The organism is Mesorhizobium sp. WSM1386, assembly GCF_055901595.1.
On record NZ_CM148373.1, the window covers coordinates 1,160,381 to 1,179,763 of the forward strand.

The 19,383-nt window shown below is 64.4% G+C and carries 15 protein-coding genes and 2 pseudogenes; 10 read left to right on the plus strand and 7 right to left on the minus strand.

Annotated features, from left to right (window positions below):
- Window positions 1-154 precede the first annotated feature (154 nt).
- Complete coding sequence (locus AC0NIH_RS05610; RefSeq protein ID WP_023777566.1) at window positions 155-427, plus strand: usg protein; 273 nt, start codon at window positions 155-157, stop codon at window positions 425-427.
- 282 nt (window positions 428-709) lie between these two features.
- Here AC0NIH_RS05610 and AC0NIH_RS05615 read toward each other — a convergent pair whose 3' ends face one another.
- On the minus strand, window positions 710-1,744 hold the full coding sequence (locus AC0NIH_RS05615; RefSeq protein WP_473461035.1) for an aldo/keto reductase: 1,035 nt from the start codon (window positions 1,742-1,744) through the stop codon (window positions 710-712).
- A 43-nt stretch (window positions 1,745-1,787) separates the two neighbouring features.
- Complete coding sequence (locus AC0NIH_RS05620) at window positions 1,788-2,969, minus strand: MFS transporter (protein ID WP_473461177.1); 1,182 nt, start codon at window positions 2,967-2,969, stop codon at window positions 1,788-1,790.
- Between the two features lie 125 nt (window positions 2,970-3,094).
- Here AC0NIH_RS05620 and AC0NIH_RS05625 point away from each other — a divergent pair, with 125 nt between their 5' ends.
- Window positions 3,095-3,997, plus strand: a complete 903-nt coding sequence (locus AC0NIH_RS05625) for a LysR family transcriptional regulator (RefSeq protein WP_473461037.1) — start codon at window positions 3,095-3,097, stop codon at window positions 3,995-3,997.
- A 51-nt stretch (window positions 3,998-4,048) separates the two neighbouring features.
- Here the strand turns inward: AC0NIH_RS05625 and AC0NIH_RS05630 are convergent, their stop codons facing one another.
- The 4 genes from AC0NIH_RS05630 to AC0NIH_RS05645 all read right to left on the minus strand — a co-directional run bounded on the left by AC0NIH_RS05630 (window position 4,049) and on the right by AC0NIH_RS05645 (window position 6,632).
- Window positions 4,049-5,098 carry an aldo/keto reductase gene (locus AC0NIH_RS05630; protein ID WP_473461040.1) on the minus strand — a complete coding sequence of 350 codons (1,050 nt, stop codon included), beginning with the start codon at window positions 5,096-5,098 and terminating at the stop codon, window positions 4,049-4,051.
- A gap of 143 nt (window positions 5,099-5,241) precedes the next feature.
- Entirely contained in the window at window positions 5,242-5,643 is a 402-nt protein-coding gene (locus AC0NIH_RS05635) for a type II toxin-antitoxin system VapC family toxin (RefSeq protein ID WP_023766034.1), read from the minus strand.
- A complete protein-coding gene (locus AC0NIH_RS05640) occupies window positions 5,643-5,897 on the minus strand; it encodes a type II toxin-antitoxin system Phd/YefM family antitoxin (RefSeq protein ID WP_023766035.1) in 255 nt (84 codons plus the stop codon). The genes AC0NIH_RS05635 and AC0NIH_RS05640 overlap by 1 nt, the downstream gene beginning before the upstream one ends.
- Window positions 5,898-5,969: 72 nt before the next feature.
- Window positions 5,970-6,632 carry a YggS family pyridoxal phosphate-dependent enzyme gene (locus AC0NIH_RS05645; protein ID WP_286438030.1) on the minus strand — a complete coding sequence of 221 codons (663 nt, stop codon included), beginning with the start codon at window positions 6,630-6,632 and terminating at the stop codon, window positions 5,970-5,972.
- Window positions 6,633-6,788: 156 nt separating this feature from the next.
- Between AC0NIH_RS05645 and leuS the strand changes: the two genes are divergently transcribed.
- The 3 genes and pseudogenes from leuS to AC0NIH_RS05660 form a co-directional block, all read left to right on the plus strand.
- Complete coding sequence (gene leuS / locus AC0NIH_RS05650) at window positions 6,789-9,413, plus strand: leucine--tRNA ligase (RefSeq protein ID WP_473461044.1); 2,625 nt, start codon at window positions 6,789-6,791, stop codon at window positions 9,411-9,413.
- The gene (gene lptE, locus AC0NIH_RS05655) at window positions 9,400-9,993 is read left to right on the plus strand and encodes an LPS assembly lipoprotein LptE (RefSeq protein WP_023766037.1); all 594 of its coding nucleotides are present in this window, start codon (window positions 9,400-9,402) and stop codon (window positions 9,991-9,993) included. Before leuS ends, lptE begins: the two co-directional genes overlap by 14 nt.
- Before the next feature lie 801 nt (window positions 9,994-10,794).
- A pseudogene (locus tag AC0NIH_RS05660) lies at window positions 10,795-12,776 on the plus strand (DNA translocase FtsK); the annotation flags it as partial.
- A 71-nt stretch (window positions 12,777-12,847) separates the two neighbouring features.
- Here AC0NIH_RS05660 and fsa read toward each other — a convergent pair.
- On the minus strand, window positions 12,848-13,504 hold the full coding sequence (gene fsa / locus AC0NIH_RS05665) for a fructose-6-phosphate aldolase (RefSeq protein ID WP_023766039.1): 657 nt from the start codon (window positions 13,502-13,504) through the stop codon (window positions 12,848-12,850).
- 90 nt (window positions 13,505-13,594) lie between these two features.
- Between fsa and AC0NIH_RS05670 the strand changes: the two genes are divergently transcribed.
- The 5 genes and pseudogenes from AC0NIH_RS05670 to atpA all read left to right on the plus strand — a co-directional run bounded on the left by AC0NIH_RS05670 (window position 13,595) and on the right by atpA (window position 19,354).
- The gene (locus tag AC0NIH_RS05670) at window positions 13,595-15,778 is read left to right on the plus strand and encodes a primosomal protein N' (RefSeq protein ID WP_224686979.1); all 2,184 of its coding nucleotides are present in this window, start codon (window positions 13,595-13,597) and stop codon (window positions 15,776-15,778) included.
- A gap of 81 nt (window positions 15,779-15,859) precedes the next feature.
- Window positions 15,860-16,527, plus strand: a pseudogene (locus tag AC0NIH_RS05675) (aspartate/glutamate racemase family protein).
- Between the two features lie 95 nt (window positions 16,528-16,622).
- A complete protein-coding gene (locus AC0NIH_RS05680; RefSeq protein ID WP_013892428.1) occupies window positions 16,623-17,018 on the plus strand; it encodes an AGROH133_08824 family phage infection protein in 396 nt (131 codons plus the stop codon).
- Window positions 17,019-17,264: 246 nt separating this feature from the next.
- A complete protein-coding gene (locus AC0NIH_RS05685) occupies window positions 17,265-17,825 on the plus strand; it encodes a F0F1 ATP synthase subunit delta (RefSeq protein WP_473461048.1) in 561 nt (186 codons plus the stop codon).
- Window positions 17,825-19,354 (plus strand): F0F1 ATP synthase subunit alpha, encoded by a 1,530-nt coding sequence (gene atpA / locus AC0NIH_RS05690; protein ID WP_013892430.1) that lies wholly within the window; start codon window positions 17,825-17,827, stop codon window positions 19,352-19,354. The genes AC0NIH_RS05685 and atpA overlap by 1 nt, the downstream gene beginning before the upstream one ends.
- Window positions 19,355-19,383: the final 29 nt, after the last annotated feature.

The window sequence follows — 19,383 nt, forward strand, 5'->3', positions numbered from 1 at the left end:
TCAGCACTCGGTCGAGCGCGCTGCTAACTGCATGTTTTCGCGTGGTAAAGCCGGTTTCGATGAAGAAAAAATCAATAGACGGTTAAGCAACGGCGCGCACAATCGGCTTTGGGAGGAGAGGAGAATCAACAAGGGACCGCCCAGGGGGACCGCAATGCGCGATCATGCCGAAATGGACCTGATGCTCAAAGGCTATGGCCTGACCACGGCCAAGATTCTGTACCACTTTCCCGATCACCCGCATCTGCTGCAGAGCTTTATCTGGCAGGACTACGACATCGCGCCGAAGTTTCCGGTGCTGATCAAATTCATCGAGTTCTGGAAAGCCAAGCTCGACGGGCCGCTGCACTCGGTCAGCTATACGCACCAGAAGCTGATCGCGCCGAACGAATGGCGCAAGGTGGACGGCGAGTTCGTGCTGCATTAGGCGGTGGCTAGGCATTTTGTCGACCGCTAGTGATTGGCGGAAACCCCCGCCGCTTCGTCATCCACGGGCGGAGCAAGGAGCGTAGCGACGCGGCGCAGACCCGAGGATCCATGCCGTTACATCTGAACGATACTAACGGTGCAGAATTCTGCACCGCTGCGCTCTACGGCCGGGGTCACGGCATGGATCCTAGGGTCTTCGCGACGGAGCTTCGCTCCTGCTTCGCCCTAGGATGACGAAATTCGGAAGGCTTCGGCCAAACCTCGAACGATCGCGATGCAATCACACCGCCGGCGGGTTGAGCCGGGCGAATCCCTCCTGGCGTCGGTAGGGGAAGTACGGGTAGGGTGCGGTGACTTCGCTGGCGGCGTCGAGCTTTTTCATCTGCTCCGGTGTCAGCGTCCAGCCGACGGCGCCGAGGTTCTGGCGCAGCTGCTCCTCGTTGCGGGCGCCGATGATGACCGATGACACGGTCGGGCGCTGCAGCAGCCAGTTGATGGCGATCTGCGGTACGGTCTTGCCGGTTTCCTGCGCCACCGCGTCTAGCGCATCCATCACCCGATAGAGATGCTCGTCCTCGACCGGCGGACCGAAGCTCGCGGTGTCGTGCAGCCGGCTCGTTTCCGGCAGGGGCTGGCCACGGCGGATCTTGCCGGTCAGGCGGCCCCAGCCAAGCGGGCTCCACACCAGCGCGCCGACGCCCTGGTCGAGGCCGAGCGGCATCAGTTCCCATTCATAGTCGCGACCAACCAGCGAATAGTAGACCTGGTGCGCGACATAACGCGGGTAGCCATGCTTATCCGCTTCCCCCAGCGACTTCATCACTTGCCAGCCGGAGAAGTTGGAGACCCCGACATAGCGCAGTTTGCCGGCGCGCACGAGCGCGTCCAGCGTCGACAAAACCTCGTCGATCGGCGTGCCGGCATCGAAGGCGTGCAGCTGCAGCAGATCGATGTGGTCGGTGCCGAGACGTTTCAACGCGGCGTCCACGGCCTTGATCAGCCGCGAACGCGACGAGCCGTAGTCGGCCGGTCCGTCGCCCATCGGCAGCGAGGTCTTGGTCGAGATCAGCACGGCGTCGCGGCGGCCTTTTATGGCTTCGCCGAGCACCTCTTCCGAGGCGCCGTTCGAATAGACGTCGGCGGTGTCGAACAAATTGACGCCGGCCTCGAGGCAGATGTCGACCAGCCGGCGCGCTTCCTTGGCGTCGCTGTTGCCCCAGGCACCGAACAGTGGGCCGGAGCCGCCAAAGGTTCCCGCACCGAATGAAAGTGCGGGCACTTTCAGGCCCGATGCGCCGAGAGGTCGATAGTCCATTTTTCTACTCCTGATGATATCGAAAACGGATTGCGGGCGAGCCTTACGAGTTGGCGCAGACAGGCGTGCCGAGCGAGGCGCTGCGGTCGAGGCGCAGCGCCAGCCCGGCGACGCCAAGGGCCGCGACCGGCAGCAACGCGGCGACCCAGGTGAGCGCGCCAAGGCCGAGGCCGTGGGCAATGACCGCGCCGCCAAGCCATGCACCGCCGGCATTGCCAAGATTGAAGGCGGCGATGTTGAAGGACGAGGCGAGGCTCTGGCCGGCGCCTTGGGCCTTTTCCAGCACCCACATCTGCAGCGGCGCGACGGTGGCGAAGGCGGCGGCACCGAGCAGACCGACATAGATCACGGCCATCACCTGGCTGTGGATGGCGAAGCTCATGGTTACGAGCACCAAAGCGAGCGCGACGAGGCTGCCGAGCACGGACGGCACCAGCCAGCGGTCGGCGACCTTGCCGCCGGCGAGATTGCCGGCGATGAGACCGCCGCCGAAGACGAGCAGGATCGGCGATACCGCCGCTTCCTTGAAGCCCGAGAGCTCGGTCAACAGCGGGGCGATGTAGGTGAAGACTGCGAAGACGCCGGCATAGCCAAGCACGGTGGTGGCGAGGCCGAGCAGGACGGGCGTGCGGCGCAGCACGGCGAGATCGGCGCGCAGATCGCTCTTCTCGGGTGCTGTCCGGCTGCGCGGCACCAGGGCCAGGATGACGGCGAAGGCCGCCAGGCCGACCGCGGTCACCGCCCAGAAGGTCGCGCGCCAGCCGAAGGCCTGGCCGAGCCAGGTGCCGAAGGGCACGCCGAGGATGTTGGCGATGGTCAAGCCGGTGAACATCAAGGCGATCGCCGAAGCCTTCCTGTTGGGTGCGACAAGGCCGGTGGCGACCACCGAGCCGACGCCGAAGAAAGTGCCGTGGGCAAAGGCGGTGATGACGCGGGCGCCCATCAGCGTCCAATAGTCGGGCGCCAGCGCACAGGCGAGATTGCCAAGCGTGAAGATCGCCATCAGCGCCAGCAGCACGGTCTTGCGCGGCCAATTGCCGGTGGCGATGGTGAGCAGCGGGGCACCGATGACGACGCCCAGCGCATAGCCCGAAATGAGCTGGCCGGCGGCCGAGATCGAGACGCCAAGGTCTTTGCTGACGTCGAGCAGCAGACCCATGATGACGAATTCGGTGACGCCGATGCCGAAGGCACCGGCGGCGAGGGCGTAGAGAGCAAGAGGCATGGTGGTTCCCACTTCGGCGATGACGAGCGCCTTGTCCAAACCCGCGCCCGACCCGGAAGATCGTGTTGCCGTGCATTGTGAACCAGACTTGCTCCAGGCATATTTTCTGTGAAATAGATTCACAGATGGCCAGACCTGACATCAACCGCTCCGGCGAGATCGAAGTCTTCGTGCGCGTCGTCGAGGCGGGCAGCTTTTCGGCCGCGGCGCGCAACCTGCGCATGACACCCTCCGCGGTCAGCAAGCTGATCGCGCGGCTGGAAGCCAGGCTCGGCGCCCGGCTGGTCAGCCGCTCGACGCGCAAGCTGCAGCTGACGCCGGAAGGCAGCGCGTTCTACGAGAGCGGGCTGCGCATCCTGGCCGACATGGCGGCGGCCGAGCGCGAGGCGGCGGCGGGTGCTGCGCCGCGCGGGCGGCTGCGGGTCAACACCTACGTGCCCTTCGGCGTGCACCGGCTGATCCCGCTTTTGCCGCGCTTCCTCGAACGCTACCCCGAAATATCGGTCGACCTGGTGCTGACCGACAGCGTCATCGATCTGATGGCGGAGCGTGCCGATGTCGCCATCCGGGCCGGGCAGCTCGGCGAGTCACGGCTGGTGGCACGCAAGCTAGGCCAAAGCCCGATGGTGGTGGTTGCCGCCCCGTCCTATCTTGGAGCGCGTGGGACACCGCGCCTGCCTGCCGAACTCGACCGTCACAATTGCCTTGCCTTCGGCTTCGCCCGGTACAGCGACGGTTGGCCGTTCACCGACGGTACGTCCTTCACGGTTCCGGCCAGCGGCAATGCGATGGTCAGCGACGGCGAAGCTATGCGGCTGATGACGATTGCGGGAGCGGGCATTGCCCGGCTGGCGCGCTGGCATGTCGAGCCCGATATTGCCGCCGGCCGGCTGATGCCGCTGCTGGAAGACTTCAACCCTGGCGATGTCGAACCGACACATGCCGTCTATGTCGGCCACGGCAAGCACCTGCCGGCCAGAGTGCGGGCTTTTCTCGATTTTCTGGTCGAGACCGTGCGGATGGCCTGAAGTGATACCCGGGAGCCGTCCGACTCCCGGGGATAGTCTTCGTCGGCCACGTTATGCTTTGGGCGTGAACGGCGCCGGCCGGCGGCCGGCCGCCTGGCGTTCGACCATCCAGCCGGGATATTCCGCCGGCAGCGCGCTGACCTCGTCGAGACGGGCGAGATCGTCGGTGTCGAGCTTCACTTCAGTGGCGGCAAGGTTCTGTTCGAGCTGCTCCATGCGGCTGGCGCCGATGATGACGCTCATCACGAAAGGCTTGGCCAGGACATAGCCGAGCGCCACTGTGGCAACGCTGACATCATGCTTCCTGGCGACCTCGCGCATGACGGCGACGGCCGCCCAGGCGCGGTCCTCGTTGACCGGCGGGAAGTTGAAGGACGCACGGCGGCCCTCGCCATTGCCGGGCGCGCCGGGGCCGTATTTGCCGGACAGCAGGCCACCGGCCATCGGTGACCACACCATCAGGCCGAGCTTCTCCTCGTTGATGAGCGGCACGATCTCGCGTTCGAGGTCGCGGCCGGCGATCGAATAATAGGACTGGATGGTCTCGAAGCCGGCAAAGCCCTTGGCGTCGGCGATGCCGAGCGCCTTGGCGATGCGCCAGGCCTGCCAGTTGGAAACGCCGACATAGCGGACCTTGCCGCTGGCAACGAGATCATCGAGGGCCCGCAGCGTCTCGTCGATCGGCGTCACCGTGTCGGTCCCGTGCAGCTGATAGAGATCGATATGGTCGAGCTGCAGCCGTTCGAGGCTGGCATCGACCGAATCCATGATGTGGCCGCGCGAGGAGCCGCGCTGGTTCGGCCCGTCGCCCATGGCGCCATGGACCTTGGTGGCGATCACCACGTCCGAGCGTTTGACGCCAAGATCCCTGAGCGACTGGCCAAGCAAGCGCTCGGATTGACCGAAGGAGTAGACATCGGCCGTGTCGAAGAAATTGACGCCGGCGGCAATCGAGCGGCCGACGATCTCGTTGACGCCCTTCTGGTCGAGGCTGGCGATCAGGCCCCATTGGGCGTTTTCGCCGGCGGCGCCGAAGGTCATGGTGCCGAGGCAAAGTTCGGAGACGAACATCCCCGTATTTCCAAGCTGATTGTAACGCATGGCGAAGGCTCCAGGAGAATTGTGATGACACTAATCAAATAGGAACGGTACGTTTCGTTTCCACGGCTGGCGTAACGACCGCTTGAGATTGGCCCAATGCGCGTGAGCGTAGATGGAACGCTTCGAAAAGCAGACGAACGAGCTTAGACGTTCCAGGGATCGAGCACCGTCACGCCTGTATCATCGAAGTCGGCGGTGTTGCGCGTCACCAGAATAAGATCATGGACAAGGGCGGTTGCCGCGATGAGGGTATCGGCGCTGCCTCTTGTGCGGCGGGCCGTGATACGGCCCCAAGCCAACGCGACATCTTCGGTAACGGCAAGAATACGGTCGGCATTGTCCCGCCGAAGCTCTCGCAGCCACAGATCGAGGCGTGTTGCCCTTTCGGGTTCGGCCTTGCGCAGCTTGGTGATCCCACGCTCGATCTCTCCAAGCGTAATGACGCTGAGATTGACCGATGCCGGGTCCACCGATGCCAGCCAGTCAGTCGGCTTGGGCAATCGCCTCTGCACATCCGAAACGATGTCCGTGTCGAGCAGATACATCAGAGATCGACATCCCGGATCATCGTCTTCGGGCGGCGGTTGACCTCTTCGGCGAAATCATCGTCCCAGACAGGACCTGTCAAAAGGTACTCGGCCAGCGATTTTTTCCTTCCAGCGAGACGGTCGTAGTCCTCGGCGGAGAGCACTACCGCGGCACGCTCGCCGCGCAACGTCACCGTCTGCGGTCCCTCGCTTCGCGCACGCTGAACCACCTTGGAAAAATTGTTCTTCGCGTCCTGAAGGTGCCAGTTCATGAAATGCTCCTAGCTAGCTTGGCTAGCATTTGCATGGTGAGGCAGCAGGAAATGTGCTGGTGCCGGGCGGGACTAACGACTGCCGAAGATCGCCGAACCGACCCGGACGCTGGTGGCGCCGAAAGCGATCGCCGTCTCGTAGTCGCCGGACATGCCCATCGAGAGTTTGGCGACGCCGGCTTCCTTGCCGAGCTTTTCCAGCAGCGCGAAGTGCGGACCGGGATTCTCGTCGGCCGGCGGGATGCACATCAGGCCTTCGATGGCGAGCCCGTGGACGTCGCGGCAGCGCGCGACGAAGGCCACCGCCTCACGCGGTTCGATGCCGGCCTTCTGCGGTTCCGAACCGGTGTTGACCTGGACGTAGAGCTTTGGCGCGTGGCCTTGCCGGGCGATCTCCCTGGCGAGTTCGGCGGCGATCTTTTCGCGGTCGACCGTCTCGATGACGTCGAACAGCGCGACGGCCTCCCTGGCCTTGTTCGATTGCAGCGGGCCGATCAGGTGCAGCTCGATGTCCGGGAAAGCTCCTTTCAGCGCCGGCCACTTGCCTTGCGCCTCCTGCACGCGATTCTCACCGAAGACGCGCTGGCCGGCCTCGATGACCGGGCTGATGTCGGCGGCCTCGAAGGTCTTTGAGACGGCGACCAGCGTCACCGTCCCGGCTTCGCGGCCAGCCTCGCGCTCGGCCCCGGCGATCTTCGCCTTGACCGCAAAAAACTGCTGAACGGCGTCGCCCATATGCAAATCCTGCTGTTTTGACCCGCGTTTTTGGCCGACGCGATGCCCATATGGTTGACGGGTTTGCCAAACCATGGTGAACACCCGGACCACATTCCCTGAACTGCCGAGCGTCTCGCCCGCAGTCCGTGCATGCTTTTAAGTGAAAAACGTCCCATGGCAACCGAACGATACAATCCGCGCGCGTCAGAACCCAAATGGCAGAAGGCCTGGGCTGCCAAGAAGCTTTTCGAAGCGCACAATGACGATCCGCGTCCGAAATACTACGTGCTGGAGATGTTCCCCTATCCGTCGGGGCGCATCCATATCGGCCACACCCGCAACTACACGATGGGCGACGTGGTGGCGCGCTACAAGCGGGCCAAGGGCTTCAACGTGCTGCATCCGATGGGCTGGGACGCCTTCGGCATGCCGGCCGAGAACGCGGCGATGCAGAACAAGGTCCATCCCAAGGAATGGACATACCAGAACATCGCCACCATGCGCGAGCAGCTCAAGGTCATGGGCCTGTCGCTGGACTGGGCGCGCGAATTCGCGACCTGCGACGTGGACTATTATCACCGCCAGCAGATGCTGTTCCTCGACTTCGTCGAGAAGGGCCTGGTGACGCGCAAATCCTCCAAGGTCAACTGGGATCCGGAGGACATGACCGTGCTCGCCAACGAGCAGGTCATCGACGGGCGCGGCTGGCGCTCGGGCGCGCTGGTCGAACAGCGCGAGCTGACGCAATGGTTCTTCAAGATCACCGACTTCGCCCAGGACCTGCTGGATTCGCTGGACGGCCTCGACGAGTGGCCCGAAAAAGTGAAGCTGATGCAGCAGAACTGGATCGGCCGCTCGGAAGGCCTGCTGATCCGATGGCCTTTGGCCTCCGACATTGCCGGCGAACACGAGCTGGAAGTCTACACGACGCGACCCGACACCATCTTCGGCGCCTCTTTCATGGCCATCGCCGCCGATCATCCGCTGGCCAAAAAGGCGGCCGAGACCAATCCGGCGCTGGCGAAGTTTATCGACGAGGTCCGCCATATGGGCACGTCGGTGGCGGCGCTGGAGACGGCCGAGAAAAAGGGTTTCGACACCGGCATCCGCGTTGTCCACCCGTTCGACGACGGCTGGACGCTGCCTGTCTACGTGGCCAATTTCGTGCTGATGGAATACGGCACTGGCGCCATCTTCGGTTGCCCGGCGCATGACCAGCGCGACCTCGACTTCGCCAACAAATATGGCCTGCCGGTGGTGCCGGTGGTGATGCCGGAAGGCGAGAGTCAGGCGACCTTCCAGATCGTCGACGTGGCCTATGGCGACGATGGCGCGATGATCAATTCGCGCTTCCTCGACGGCATGAAGCCGGACCAGGCTTTCGACGAGGTGGCGAAGCTCCTGGAGCAGAAGACGATCGGCAACCGGCCGATGGCCGAACGCAAGGTGAATTTCCGCCTGCGCGACTGGGGCATTTCGCGCCAGCGCTACTGGGGCTGCCCGATCCCGATGATCCATTGCGAGGATTGCGGCGTGGTGCCGGTGCCGAAGGCGGACCTGCCGGTCAAGCTGCCCGACGATGTCGATTTCGACCGGCCGGGCAACCCGCTCGACCGTCATCCGACCTGGCGGCATGTGAAGTGCCCGCGATGCGGCAAGGACGCGCGCCGCGAAACCGACACGATGGACACGTTCGTCGATTCGTCGTGGTATTTCGCCCGCTTCACCGCGCCCTGGGCGCACGAGCCGACCGATCCCAAGGCGGCGAACGAATGGCTGCCGGTCGACCAGTATATCGGTGGCATCGAGCACGCGATCCTGCACCTGCTCTATTCGCGTTTCTTCACCCGCGCCATGCGCGAGACCGGCCATGTCGATCTGGCCGAGCCGTTCAAGGGTCTGTTCACGCAAGGCATGGTGGTGCACGAAACCTATCGCGTCGGGTCGGCATCGAACGGTCGCTGGCTGGCGCCAACCGAGGTGCGGCTGGAGGAAGCCGACGGCAAGCGCCGCGCCATCGAGATCGTCACCGGCGAGGACGCGACGATCGGCCCGCTCGAAAAGATGTCGAAGTCGAAGAAGAACACGGTCAGTCCGGAGGACATCACCGACGGCTACGGCGCCGATACGGCGCGCTGGTTCATGCTGTCGGATTCACCGCCCGAGCGCGATGTCGAATGGACCGACGATGGCGCCGCCGGCGCGCATCGCTTCATGCAGCGCATCTGGCGGCTGGTATCGACGGCAGCCGAAACGCTGGCTGGCGTCAAGCCGGCGGCGGCCGACAATGGTGAAGCCGGAGCGGTTTCCAAGGCCGCGCACAAGATACTCAAGGCGGTCGGCGAGGACATCGAGAAGCTCGCCTTCAACCGCGCCATTGCCCGCATCTATGAACTGGCCAACGTGCTGACCGCGCCGCTCAACGACGTGGCGGAAGGCAAGGCCGATCCGGCGATGCAAGGCGCCTGTCGCCAGGCGGTGGAGATCCTGGTGCACCTGATCGCGCCTGTGATGCCGCATTTGTCCGAGGAGTGCTGGGAGGCGTTGGGCGGCACCGATCTGGTTGCCGAACGCCCGTGGCCGGTCTTCGATCCGGCGCTGGTCGTCGACAATGAGGTCACCTATCCGGTGCAGGTCAACGGCAAGAAACGTGGGGATTTGACAATTGCCCGCGACGCGGACCAAGGTGCGGTCGAAAAAGCTGTGCTCGCTCTCGACTTCGTGCAGAAAGCGCTCGAAGGTAAGGCCCCGCGCAAGGTGATCATCGTGCCGCAGAGGATCGTCAATGTCGTTGCCTGACCTTGAGTTGCCTGACCTGGAAAAGACAGAGCTGAGCCGCTTGCTGCGCCGCCTCGCGCTTGCCGGCCTTGTCGGCTCGCTGGCACTGGTTTCGGCCTGTCAGGTGCGGCCGCTCTATTCGACCGCGCCGCTGACCACGGGCTCAAGCGCAAACGCCGAACTGGCGTCGATCGCCGTCAAGCCGGTCAACTCACGTTATGCCCAGCAGGTGCGCAACAATCTGATCTTCGGATTTGGGCGCGGCGCCGGCGAACCGGCCTCGCCGCTTTATTCGCTGGGTCTCAGCGTGACCGAAGCCGTCGATTCGGCCGCGCTGGTGCAGGTCCAGACCGATCAGGACGAGCCGACCGCCGGTTCGGTGACGCTGACCGCCAGCTACACGCTGACCGATGCGAAAACCGGCGCCGTAATCGCGGTCGGCAAGCGGGCGATCACCTCGTCCTTCGACAGGCCCCGGCAGGAATTTGCCTCGTATCGGGCGCAGATCGACGCCGAGAATCGCGCCGCGCGCGAGCTGGCCGAAGCCCTGCAATTGTCCATCGCCCAGGATCTGGTCAGGCACGGCAAGACGGCTGGCTAACGCTGTTTTTCGTTTCACGCAAAAGCCGAGCCACGGACGGGCAAAACGCACCGGCCTTGATGCCGCCAACGGCATGTGAATTCTGGTCTTCGACTCGCCTCGCGACGGCCAGGGCCGATCTCTATTTTCAGCTTTTCTATCGCTCCGGCGCTGCCGACGGGAAGCAACTGTTAACCACTCGCTCCCTATTGCTCAGCAGACGTTTCAGAGTGAGTCTTGAGCATGGAATCCAGGCGTTTTCTCCGGGTCAATTCATTGAAGGCAGCTTCGCCCGATGACCCCGGGATAAAGCGTTTCAACCCCATGAGCGACAAGGCGGACGGCCAGCAGCCCCGCGCGGCCGGAGCCGGCAATTCCGGTGATTTCGTCGATCTTGGCGGCAACGAAAGCCCAGCCTGGCAAGACTATTTCTTCCTGGCGCCCAATGTGCGGTTTACCCGCACGCCGGACTATGAAGCCAAGACGCGCCATCCGCAGCGCGACCAGATTGCCGCCGCGCAAAGTGAACCGCCGGTCCCACCGGCGCAGCAAGCAAGCGCTCGGCCCGCCGCGGCCGCGCCATCCCATGCAGCTTCGTCTTCACCATTGCTGAAAAGCCGGAACCCCGTCTTGGACGCCGTCCGTTCGACCGCCGGCAACCGGGACGCAGTGCTGCAGAGGTCGGCGGGTTCGGCCCCGACATCCGTTACGCCAAGGCATACCGGCGAACCTGCGGGGTCAAGGATGGCCGCAACGTCACGCGTATCGGCTCCGGTCCAGGGGACGGCGGCGCCGGGCAAGGTGACAAACCGCGAAAGAGTGCGCTGGCCCTATCTGTCGGATCACGCCTTTTTCGAGGTCATGGCGCCCTATATGGTCGAGGCTCCGGTGCCGCAAGCCGTCCCGGCGCCGCGCCCGGCCGGGCCGGTGGTCGCCAAACCGGCCGACAGCCACGCCGCGCCCACGGCCGATCCCACCTCGCTGTTCCGCGTCATCGAATGCCTTCCGGGCCTGCAAGCTCCGCCTGCACTGCCGGACGTCCGTCCGGCCAATTCGAACGAGGCCGAGATCCAGCCGGTGGCGAGCAGCGCGCCGCGACAGGCCCGGACGGCGATCGCAACTTCCGCCGTCGCGCGCAAAGCCGTTCCGGTTCAGGTCGCGCAAAGCCTGGAGGAGACCGTGCGGGCTCCGGCCGGGCGCGCCTCTTCGCCGCTGCCCAAGGCCGGCAAGATCGTGCCGTCCACGACCGGCGAGGCATACGAACTTCCCTCCGAGGAGCTGCTGCAGCAGCCGCCGGAAGGGCAGGGCTTCTACATGTCGCAGGAGCGGCTCGAGCAGAATGCCGATCTCCTGGAAAGCGTGCTGGAGGATTTCGGCGTGCGCGGCGAGATCATCCACGTTCGTCCCGGCCCGGTCGTCACCCTCTATGAGTTCGAGCCGGCGCCGGGCGTCAAATCGTCTCGCGTCATCGGTCTCGCCGACGATATCGCCCGTTCCATGTCGGCGATTTCGGCGCGCGTCGCCGTGGTGCCCGGCCGCAACGTCATCGGCATCGAGCTTCCGAACGAGACCCGCGAGACCGTCTATTCCGCGAGCTGATCGAATCGCAGGGTTTCCGCAAGACTGGCTGCAAGCTGGCGCTTTGCCTCGGCAAGACGATCGGCGGCGAGCCCGTCATCGCCGAACTGGCGAAGATGCCGCATCTGCTCGTCGCCGGCACCACCGGCTCCGGCAAGTCGGTCGCTATCAACACCATGATCCTGTCGCTGCTCTATCGGCTGAAGCCGGAAGAATGCCGGCTGATCATGGTCGATCCCAAGATGCTCGAACTCTCCGTCTATGACGGCATCCCGCATCTTCTGACCCCGGTCGTCACCGATCCCAAGAAGGCCGTCACCGCGCTCAAATGGGCGGTGCGCGAGATGGAGGACCGTTACCGCAAGATGGCGCGGCTCGGCGTGCGCAACATCGACGGCTATAATGAACGCGCCGCCCAGGCCCGCGACAAGGGCGAGACGGTCGTCATGACCGTTCAGGCTGGTTTCGAAAAGGGCACCGGCGAGCCGCTCTTCGAACAGCAGGAAATCGACCTCGCGCCGATGCCTTATATCGTGGTCATCGTCGACGAGATGGCCGACCTGATGATGGTCGCCGGCAAGGAGATCGAAGGCGCGATCCAGCGCCTGGCACAGATGGCGCGCGCGGCCGGCATCCATCTGATCATGGCAACGCAGCGCCCCTCGGTCGATGTCATCACCGGCACGATCAAGGCCAACTTCCCGACCCGGATTTCCTTCCAGGTCACGTCCAAGATCGACAGCCGCACCATCCTGGGCGAGCAGGGCGCCGAGCAGCTGCTTGGCCAGGGCGACATGCTGCACATGATGGGCGGCGGGCGCATTTCGCGCGTGCACGGCCCCTTTGTCTCCGACGCGGAGGTCGAGCACGTCGTGGCGCATCTGAAGGCGCAGGGCCGCCCCGAATATCTGGAAACGGTGACGGCCGACGCGGATGAAGACGAAGACGAAGGCGACCAGGGAGCCGTCTTCGACAAGGGATCCGTTGCGGCCGAGGACGGCGATTCCAGTTATGACGAGGCGGTCAAGGTGGTGTTGCGCGACAAGAAATGTTCGACGTCCTACATCCAGCGTCGCCTCGGCATCGGCTACAACCGCGCCGCTTCCCTGGTCGAGCGCATGGAGAAGGAAGGGCTGGTCGGCGCGCCCAACCATGTCGGCAAGCGCGAGATCATGACGGGCCGGCGCCCGCCGGTTGCCGCGCCCGACGAAGAGGGCGCGGATTGACCGGCAGGTCGACGAAGGGTCAATAAAAAAGGCCGGTTGCCCGGCCTTTTTGGTATCGGATATCGGATCGCTCAGCCGATCTTCTGGCCGGTCTTGGCCCAGTCGGCGAGGAAGGCGGCGAGGCCTTTGTCGGTCAGCGGATGGTTGACCAGCGCCTTCAGCGTGGCCGGCGGCGCGGTGACGACATCGGCCCCAATCAGGGCCGCCTGCTTGACGTGGTTCACCGTGCGCACCGAGGCGGTCAGGATCTCGGTCTGGAAATCGTAATTGTCGTAGATCTGACGGATCTCCTGGATCACCTCCATGCCGTCCGAGCCGGTGTCGTCGATGCGGCCGACGAAGGGCGAGATGAAGGAAGCGCCGGCCTTGGCGGCGAGCAGCGCCTGGTTGGCCGAGAAGCACAGTGTGACATTGACCATGCGGTTCATTTCGGTGCGGATCGTCTTGCAGGCCTTCAGCCCATCGAGCGTCAACGGCACCTTGATGGTGACATTCGGCGCGATTTTGGCCAGCACCTCGGCCTCGGCCATCATGTTCTTGTACTCGGTGGCCACGACTTCGGCCGAAACCGGGCCTTCGACGATGTCGCAGATCTGCTTGGTGACCTCGGAGATCTTGCCGCCCGATTTCAGGATCAGCGAGGGATTGGTGGTGACGCCGTCGAGCAGCCCCAGATCGATCAGCTCACGGATTTCCTTGATGTCGGCGGTGTCGGCAAAAAATTTCATGGCGGTCTCCTGAAGATTTCAGCGTGCTTGGGAAGGCACGTTCAGCGTTGCCCTTTGATCTAGACCAAAGTCGGGGCAAGGTCACGCCTCATGATCGAAGATTCGCCCTTTGTCGCAGCCGCGCCGGTGCTGGTGCCGATGCCTGCCGAACGCCCCTACACCTATGCCGTGCCGGCCGGCATGCGCGTCGTGCCGGGCTCGATCGTGCGCGTGCCGCTCGGGCCACGCCAGGTCGCCGGCATCGTCTGGGATGGCGTGGTCGAGAATATCGACGCGAAAAAGCTGCGTCCCATCGAACAGGTGTTCGACTGCCCGCCGATCGACCGTTCGATGCGCCGCTTCGTCGACTGGGTGGCGCAGTACACGCTGTCGGCGCCGGGCATGGTGGCGCGCATGCTGCTCCGGGCGCCGGAGGCTTTCGACCCGGAACCGTGGATCGAGGGGCTGCAGCGCACGCTTCTCGCGCCCGACCGGATGACGAGTGCCAGGGAGCGGGTGCTGGAGGTGGCCGAAGGCGGCCTTGCCTGGACACGCTCCGGCCTTGCCCATGCCGCCGGCGTGTCATCGACGGTGATCGAGGGACTGAAGGCGCAAGGCGTGTTCGAGACGGTGATGATCCCGCCACGCCCGGTGGTGGCCGCGCCTGATTCCCTGTATGCCGTACCGGAGCTGATGCCGGACCAGAATGACGCGGCATCGATGCTGCGCGCCAATGTCGCGGCCGGCACCTTCAACGTCGCGCTGCTCGACGGCGTCACCGGGTCGGGCAAGACGGAGGTTTATTTCGAGGCGGTGGCGGCCGCCCTCGACCAGGGCAAGCAGGTGCTGATCCTGCTGCCGGAAATCGCGCTGACCCACGCTTTCCTCGAACGCTTCCAGCAGCGCTTCGGCGCCAAGCCCGGCGAATGGCATTCGGACCTGCCGCCAAGGATGCGCGAAAAGGTCTGGCGGCAAGTGGCTGAGGGCACTGTGCGCGTCGTCGCCGGCGCGCGCTCGGCGCTGTTCCTGCCGTTCAAGGAGCTCGGCCTGATCGTCGTCGACGAAGAGCACGACCCCGCCTACAAGCAGGAAGACCGCGTTTTCTACAATGCGCGCGACATGGCGGTGGTGCGCGGCCACATCGGGGGTTTCCCAGTCGTGCTGGCGTCGGCGACGCCATCGGTCGAGAGCCGGGTCAATGCGAGCCAAGGGAAATACACCAGAGCTATTCTCTCGGCTCGATTCGCCGAGGCGGCGCTGCCGCAGCTGAAGTCGATCGACATGCGGCGCGCGCCGCCGGCGCGTGGCGGCTTCCTGTCGCCGGTGCTGCTCGACCATATGCGCCAGACGCTGGAGAGGAAGGAGCAATCGCTCTTGTTCCTCAACCGGCGCGGCTATGCGCCGCTGACGCTGTGCCGCGTCTGCGGCCATCGCTTCGGCTGCCCGGTCTGCTCGGCCTGGCTGGTCGAGCACCGCTTTCGCGGCCAACTGGTCTGCCACCATTGCGGGCACAATGAGCGCCGCCCGGAAGCCTGCCCGGAATGCGGCACGCTCGACCATCTGGTCGCCTGCGGGCCGGGCGTGGAGCGCATCGCCGAGGAGGTCGTCGCGCATTTCCCCGATGCGCGCACCATCGTTTTGTCCTCGGACCTGATGGGAGGCGTGCGGCGGCTGCGGCTGGAACTGGAGGCGATCGCCGATGGCGAGGCCGACATCGTCATCGGCACGCAGTTGGTCGCCAAGGGCCACAACTTCCCCAACATGACGCTGGTCGGCGTTGTCGATGCCGACCTCGGCCTTGCTAACGGCGATCCGCGCGCAGCGGAGCGGACGTTCCAATTGCTCAGCCAGGTGACCGGCCGCGCCGGCCGCACCGGCAAGAAGAGCCTCGGCCTGTTGCAGACCTTCCAGCCCGACCATCCGGTGATGCGGGCAATCGTTTCCGGTGACGCCGAGGCGTTTTACGAGCGCGAGATCGCCGAGCGCGAGCGCGCGGCGCTGCCGCCCTTTGGCCGGCTCGCCGGCGTCATCGTCAGCGCGGTGACGCGAGCCGAAGCCGAAGGCCATGCGCGCGGCCTGCGCCGCGCTGCGCCCGAGTCGTCGGACCTGTTCGTGCTCGGGCCAGCCGAGGCGCCGCTGTCCCTGCTTGGCGGCCGCCACCGTTTCCGCCTGCTGATCCAGGGCGAGCGGCGCGCCGACATGCAAGGTTTTATCAGGGCTATGCTGGCCAACGGGCCGAAGCAGCGCGGCTCGGTGCGGGTGCAGGTCGATATCGACCCGCAGAGTTTTTTGTAAGGCGACGATATCGGCGGTAGATTGCCTCCAAATCAGCCAGGAATGAACGATTCCATGAAAACCCTTGGCCTTCTGGGCGGCATGAGTTGGGAATCGACCGCCATCTACTATCGGTTGCTCAACGAGATCGTGCGCGAGCGTCTTGGCGGGCTGCATTCGGCCAAACTGCTGCTCTGGTCGTTCGACTTCGCCGAGATCGCCGAGCGGCAGCATCATGGCGACTGGGAGGGCGCCGGCGTGCTTCTCGTCGAAGCCGCACGCAAGCTGGAGGCAGGCGGCGCTGAAGGGCTGCTCCTGTGCACCAACACCATGCACAAACTGGCCGACCAGGTGCAGGCCTCGGTGTCGATCCCGTTGATCCACATCGCCGACGCCACCGCGGTGGCGATCAAACGCGTGGGGATGCAGCGCCCGGCGCTGCTGGCGACGCGCTTCACCATGGAGCAGGATTTCTACAAGGGCCGGCTCGCCGACAAATACGGACTGCAACCGATAGTGCCCGACGCCGCCGGGCGCGACATGGTCCATCGCGTCATCTATGACGAACTCTGCCAGGGCATTGTCAGCGAGACCTCGAAGGCGGCCTATGTCGCCGAGGCCGAACGCTTGCGCGCGAAGAGGCCGCTGACAGCATCATCATGGGCTGCACCGAGATCACCATGCTGATCGGGCAGCAGGAGTTCGACATTCCGGTGTTCGACACGACACGCATCCATGCCGAGGCGGCGGTCGGGTTCGCGCTCGGTTGATGCGCTTTTTCTAAAGTTCAGGAAGCCATCTGGCGTGGGGTTTTTCCTCCGTTAGAATGCCCGGAATTTCAAAACCGGCATTTCGAGGGGACAAGATGGATTTTGCGCTTCCATGGCCGACGAGCCAGGGCGAATGGCTGGCCTGGTCGAGCGCCGTCGTCACCGTGCTGCTCGGCCTTCTGTTTTTCCTGGCGCCGGGCGTGGCCTTCCGAGTCCTGCGCCTGCAGGTCAAACCGGAGAAGGCAGCGGCGATCGCCGAGGGACGCGGCAGGATGTCGGGCTTCTATCTCGGCGTCGGCTTGTGCTGCATCCTCCTGGCGCAGCCGCTGGTTTACATGGCGCTCGGCTTCTCCTGGCTGTTCACCGCCTTCGGCCGCCTGCTGTCGATGATGTCGGATGGCGCCAACACGCCTTTCAATTGGGTTTCCATTGTGGTGGAATTGGCCTTGGCGGCATTGCCGCTCGCCTTTGCCTTCGGCTTTGTGCCCTGAATCCTTAGTTATTCCGGGGCGCGAGGCGGGACTCTTTCGCCAGATGCGACAATAGTGCCTGAAAACCATGCGGAACGACGCATTGCGGTCTTAAAATGCCTGTGCTAGACGGCAATCGACTTTCGGCCGGGGATAGCGGAAGCCGCGCCTCCGTGCTTGAAAAAATGCAGTAAGGTCAAAGATTTAGCCAGAGTTTTTGCTCGCGCCAACAATCTGCGGCCTGTCAGACAAGAGAAAAGACGGTCCGTGGCTCAATCGTCATCGCCAATCTCAGGTGTCGCAGAACGCTACGCGGGTTCGCTGTTCGAACTCGCGCTGCAGGCAAATTCCGTGGCCAAGGTCGAAGCCGACCTCAACAGTTTCGAGGCGATGCTCGCGGGCAGCGCCGACCTGACCCGACTGATCAATAGCCCGGTGTTCTCCAGCGAGGACCAGGCCAAGGCCATCGCGGCAATCGCCGACAAGGCCGGGATTACCGGCCTCACCGGCAATTTCCTGCGCGTCGTGGCCCGCAACCGGCGCCTGTTCGCCGTGCCCGGCATGATCAGGGCATTCCGCCAGATCGCCGCCGAACATCGTGGCGAGACCGCCGCCGAAGTGACGTCGGCTCATGAGCTGACCGCGGCCCAGCAGGCTGAACTCAAGGCGGCGCTGAAGAGCGTTGCCGGCAAGGACGTGGCCATTTCCGTCACCGTCGATCCGTCGCTGCTCGGCGGGCTGGTGGTCAAGATGGGCTCGCGCCAGATCGACACGTCGCTCAAAACCAAACTCAATTCGCTCAAGCTTGCACTGAAAGAGGTCGGCTGATGGACATCCGCGCCGCGGAAATTTCCGCAATTCTGAAAGACCAGATCAAGAATTTCGGCAAGGAGGCCGAGGTCTCCGAAGTTGGACAGGTGCTGTCCGTCGGTGACGGTATCGCCCGCGTCTATGGCCTCGACAATGTCCAGGCCGGCGAAATGGTCGAATTCCCCGGCGGCATCCGCGGCATGGCGCTCAACCTCGAAGCCGACAATGTCGGCGTCGTCATCTTCGGCGCCGACCGTGACATCAAGGAAGGCGACACCGTCAAGCGCACCGGCGCCATCGTCGACGTTCCGGTGGGTCCTGGCCTGCTCGGCCGCGTCGTCGACGCGCTCGGCAACCCGATCGACGGCAAGGGTCCGATCAAGGCGGTCGAACGCAAGCGCGTCGACGTCAAGGCGCCCGGCATCATTCCGCGCAAGTCGGTGCATGAGCCGATGTCGACCGGCCTCAAGGCCATCGATGCGCTGATCCCGGTCGGCCGCGGCCAGCGCGAGCTGGTCATCGGCGACCGTCAGACCGGCAAGACCGCCATCATCCTCGACACTATGCTCAACCAGAAGTCGGTGCACGACAACGGCCCCGAGAAGGAAAAGCTCTACTGCGTCTACGTCGCCGTCGGCCAGAAGCGCTCGACCGTCGCGCAGTTCGTCAAGGTGCTCGAAGAGCGCGGCGCGCTCGAATACTCGATCATCGTCGCCGCCACCGCGTCCGATCCGGCGCCAATGCAGTTCCTGGCGCCGTTCGCCGGCTGCACCATGGGCGAATATTTCCGCGACAACGGCATGCATGCGCTGATCAGCTACGACGATCTGTCGAAGCAGGCCGTCGCCTATCGCCAGATGTCGCTGCTGCTGCGCCGCCCGCCGGGCCGCGAAGCCTATCCGGGCGACGTCTTCTACCTGCACTCGCGCCTGCTCGAGCGCGCCGCGAAGCTCAATGACGATCTGGGCAATGGCTCGCTGACCGCCCTGCCGGTCATCGAAACGCAGGCCAACGACGTGTCGGCCTACATCCCGACCAACGTGATCTCGATCACCGACGGCCAGATCTTCCTTGAAACCAACCTGTTCTTCCAGGGTATCCGTCCGGCCGTCAACGTCGGCCTGTCGGTGTCGCGCGTCGGTTCGTCGGCGCAGATCAAGGCGATGAAGCAGGTTGCCGGCTCGATCAAGGGCGAGCTCGCGCAGTACCGCGAAATGGCGGCCTTCGCGCAGTTCGGCTCCGATCTCGACGCCGCCACGCAGCGCCTGCTCAACCGCGGATCGCGCCTGACCGAACTCCTGAAGCAGCCGCAGTTCTCGCCGCTGAAGACGGAAGAGCAGGTCGCGGTGATCTTCGCCGGCGTCAACGGCTATCTCGACAAGCTGCCGGTCAACCAGGTTGGCAAGTTCGAGCATGGCCTGCTCAGCCACATGCGTGCGGCGGGCAAGGACGTTCTCGACGCCATCCGCAAGGAAAAGGCACTGTCGGACGATCTGCGCGCCAAGCTGAAGGCCGAGATCGACGCTTTCGCCAAGACCTTCGCCTGAGCGAAGCGACAAGACGGGATCAGGTTTGA

Coding starts and splice junctions, on each gene's coding strand:
- AC0NIH_RS05615 (WP_473461035.1), bottom strand. CDS start 1,744: ATGGACTATCGACCTCTCGGCGCATCGGGCCTGAAAGTGCCCGCACTT.
- AC0NIH_RS05670 (WP_224686979.1), top strand. CDS start 13,595: ATGATCGAAGATTCGCCCTTTGTCGCAGCCGCGCCGGTGCTGGTGCCG.
- AC0NIH_RS05635 (WP_023766034.1), bottom strand. CDS start 5,643: ATGTATCTGCTCGACACGGACATCGTTTCGGATGTGCAGAGGCGATTG.
- leuS (WP_473461044.1), top strand. CDS start 6,789: ATGGCAACCGAACGATACAATCCGCGCGCGTCAGAACCCAAATGGCAG.
- atpA (WP_013892430.1), top strand. CDS start 17,825: ATGGACATCCGCGCCGCGGAAATTTCCGCAATTCTGAAAGACCAGATC.
- AC0NIH_RS05640 (WP_023766035.1), bottom strand. CDS start 5,897: ATGAACTGGCACCTTCAGGACGCGAAGAACAATTTTTCCAAGGTGGTT.
- AC0NIH_RS05625 (WP_473461037.1), top strand. CDS start 3,095: ATGGCCAGACCTGACATCAACCGCTCCGGCGAGATCGAAGTCTTCGTG.
- fsa (WP_023766039.1), bottom strand. CDS start 13,504: ATGAAATTTTTTGCCGACACCGCCGACATCAAGGAAATCCGTGAGCTG.
- AC0NIH_RS05630 (WP_473461040.1), bottom strand. CDS start 5,098: ATGCGTTACAATCAGCTTGGAAATACGGGGATGTTCGTCTCCGAACTT.
- AC0NIH_RS05610 (WP_023777566.1), top strand. CDS start 155: ATGCGCGATCATGCCGAAATGGACCTGATGCTCAAAGGCTATGGCCTG.
- lptE (WP_023766037.1), top strand. CDS start 9,400: ATGTCGTTGCCTGACCTTGAGTTGCCTGACCTGGAAAAGACAGAGCTG.
- AC0NIH_RS05645 (WP_286438030.1), bottom strand. CDS start 6,632: ATGGGCGACGCCGTTCAGCAGTTTTTTGCGGTCAAGGCGAAGATCGCC.
- AC0NIH_RS05620 (WP_473461177.1), bottom strand. CDS start 2,969: ATGCCTCTTGCTCTCTACGCCCTCGCCGCCGGTGCCTTCGGCATCGGC.
- AC0NIH_RS05680 (WP_013892428.1), top strand. CDS start 16,623: ATGGATTTTGCGCTTCCATGGCCGACGAGCCAGGGCGAATGGCTGGCC.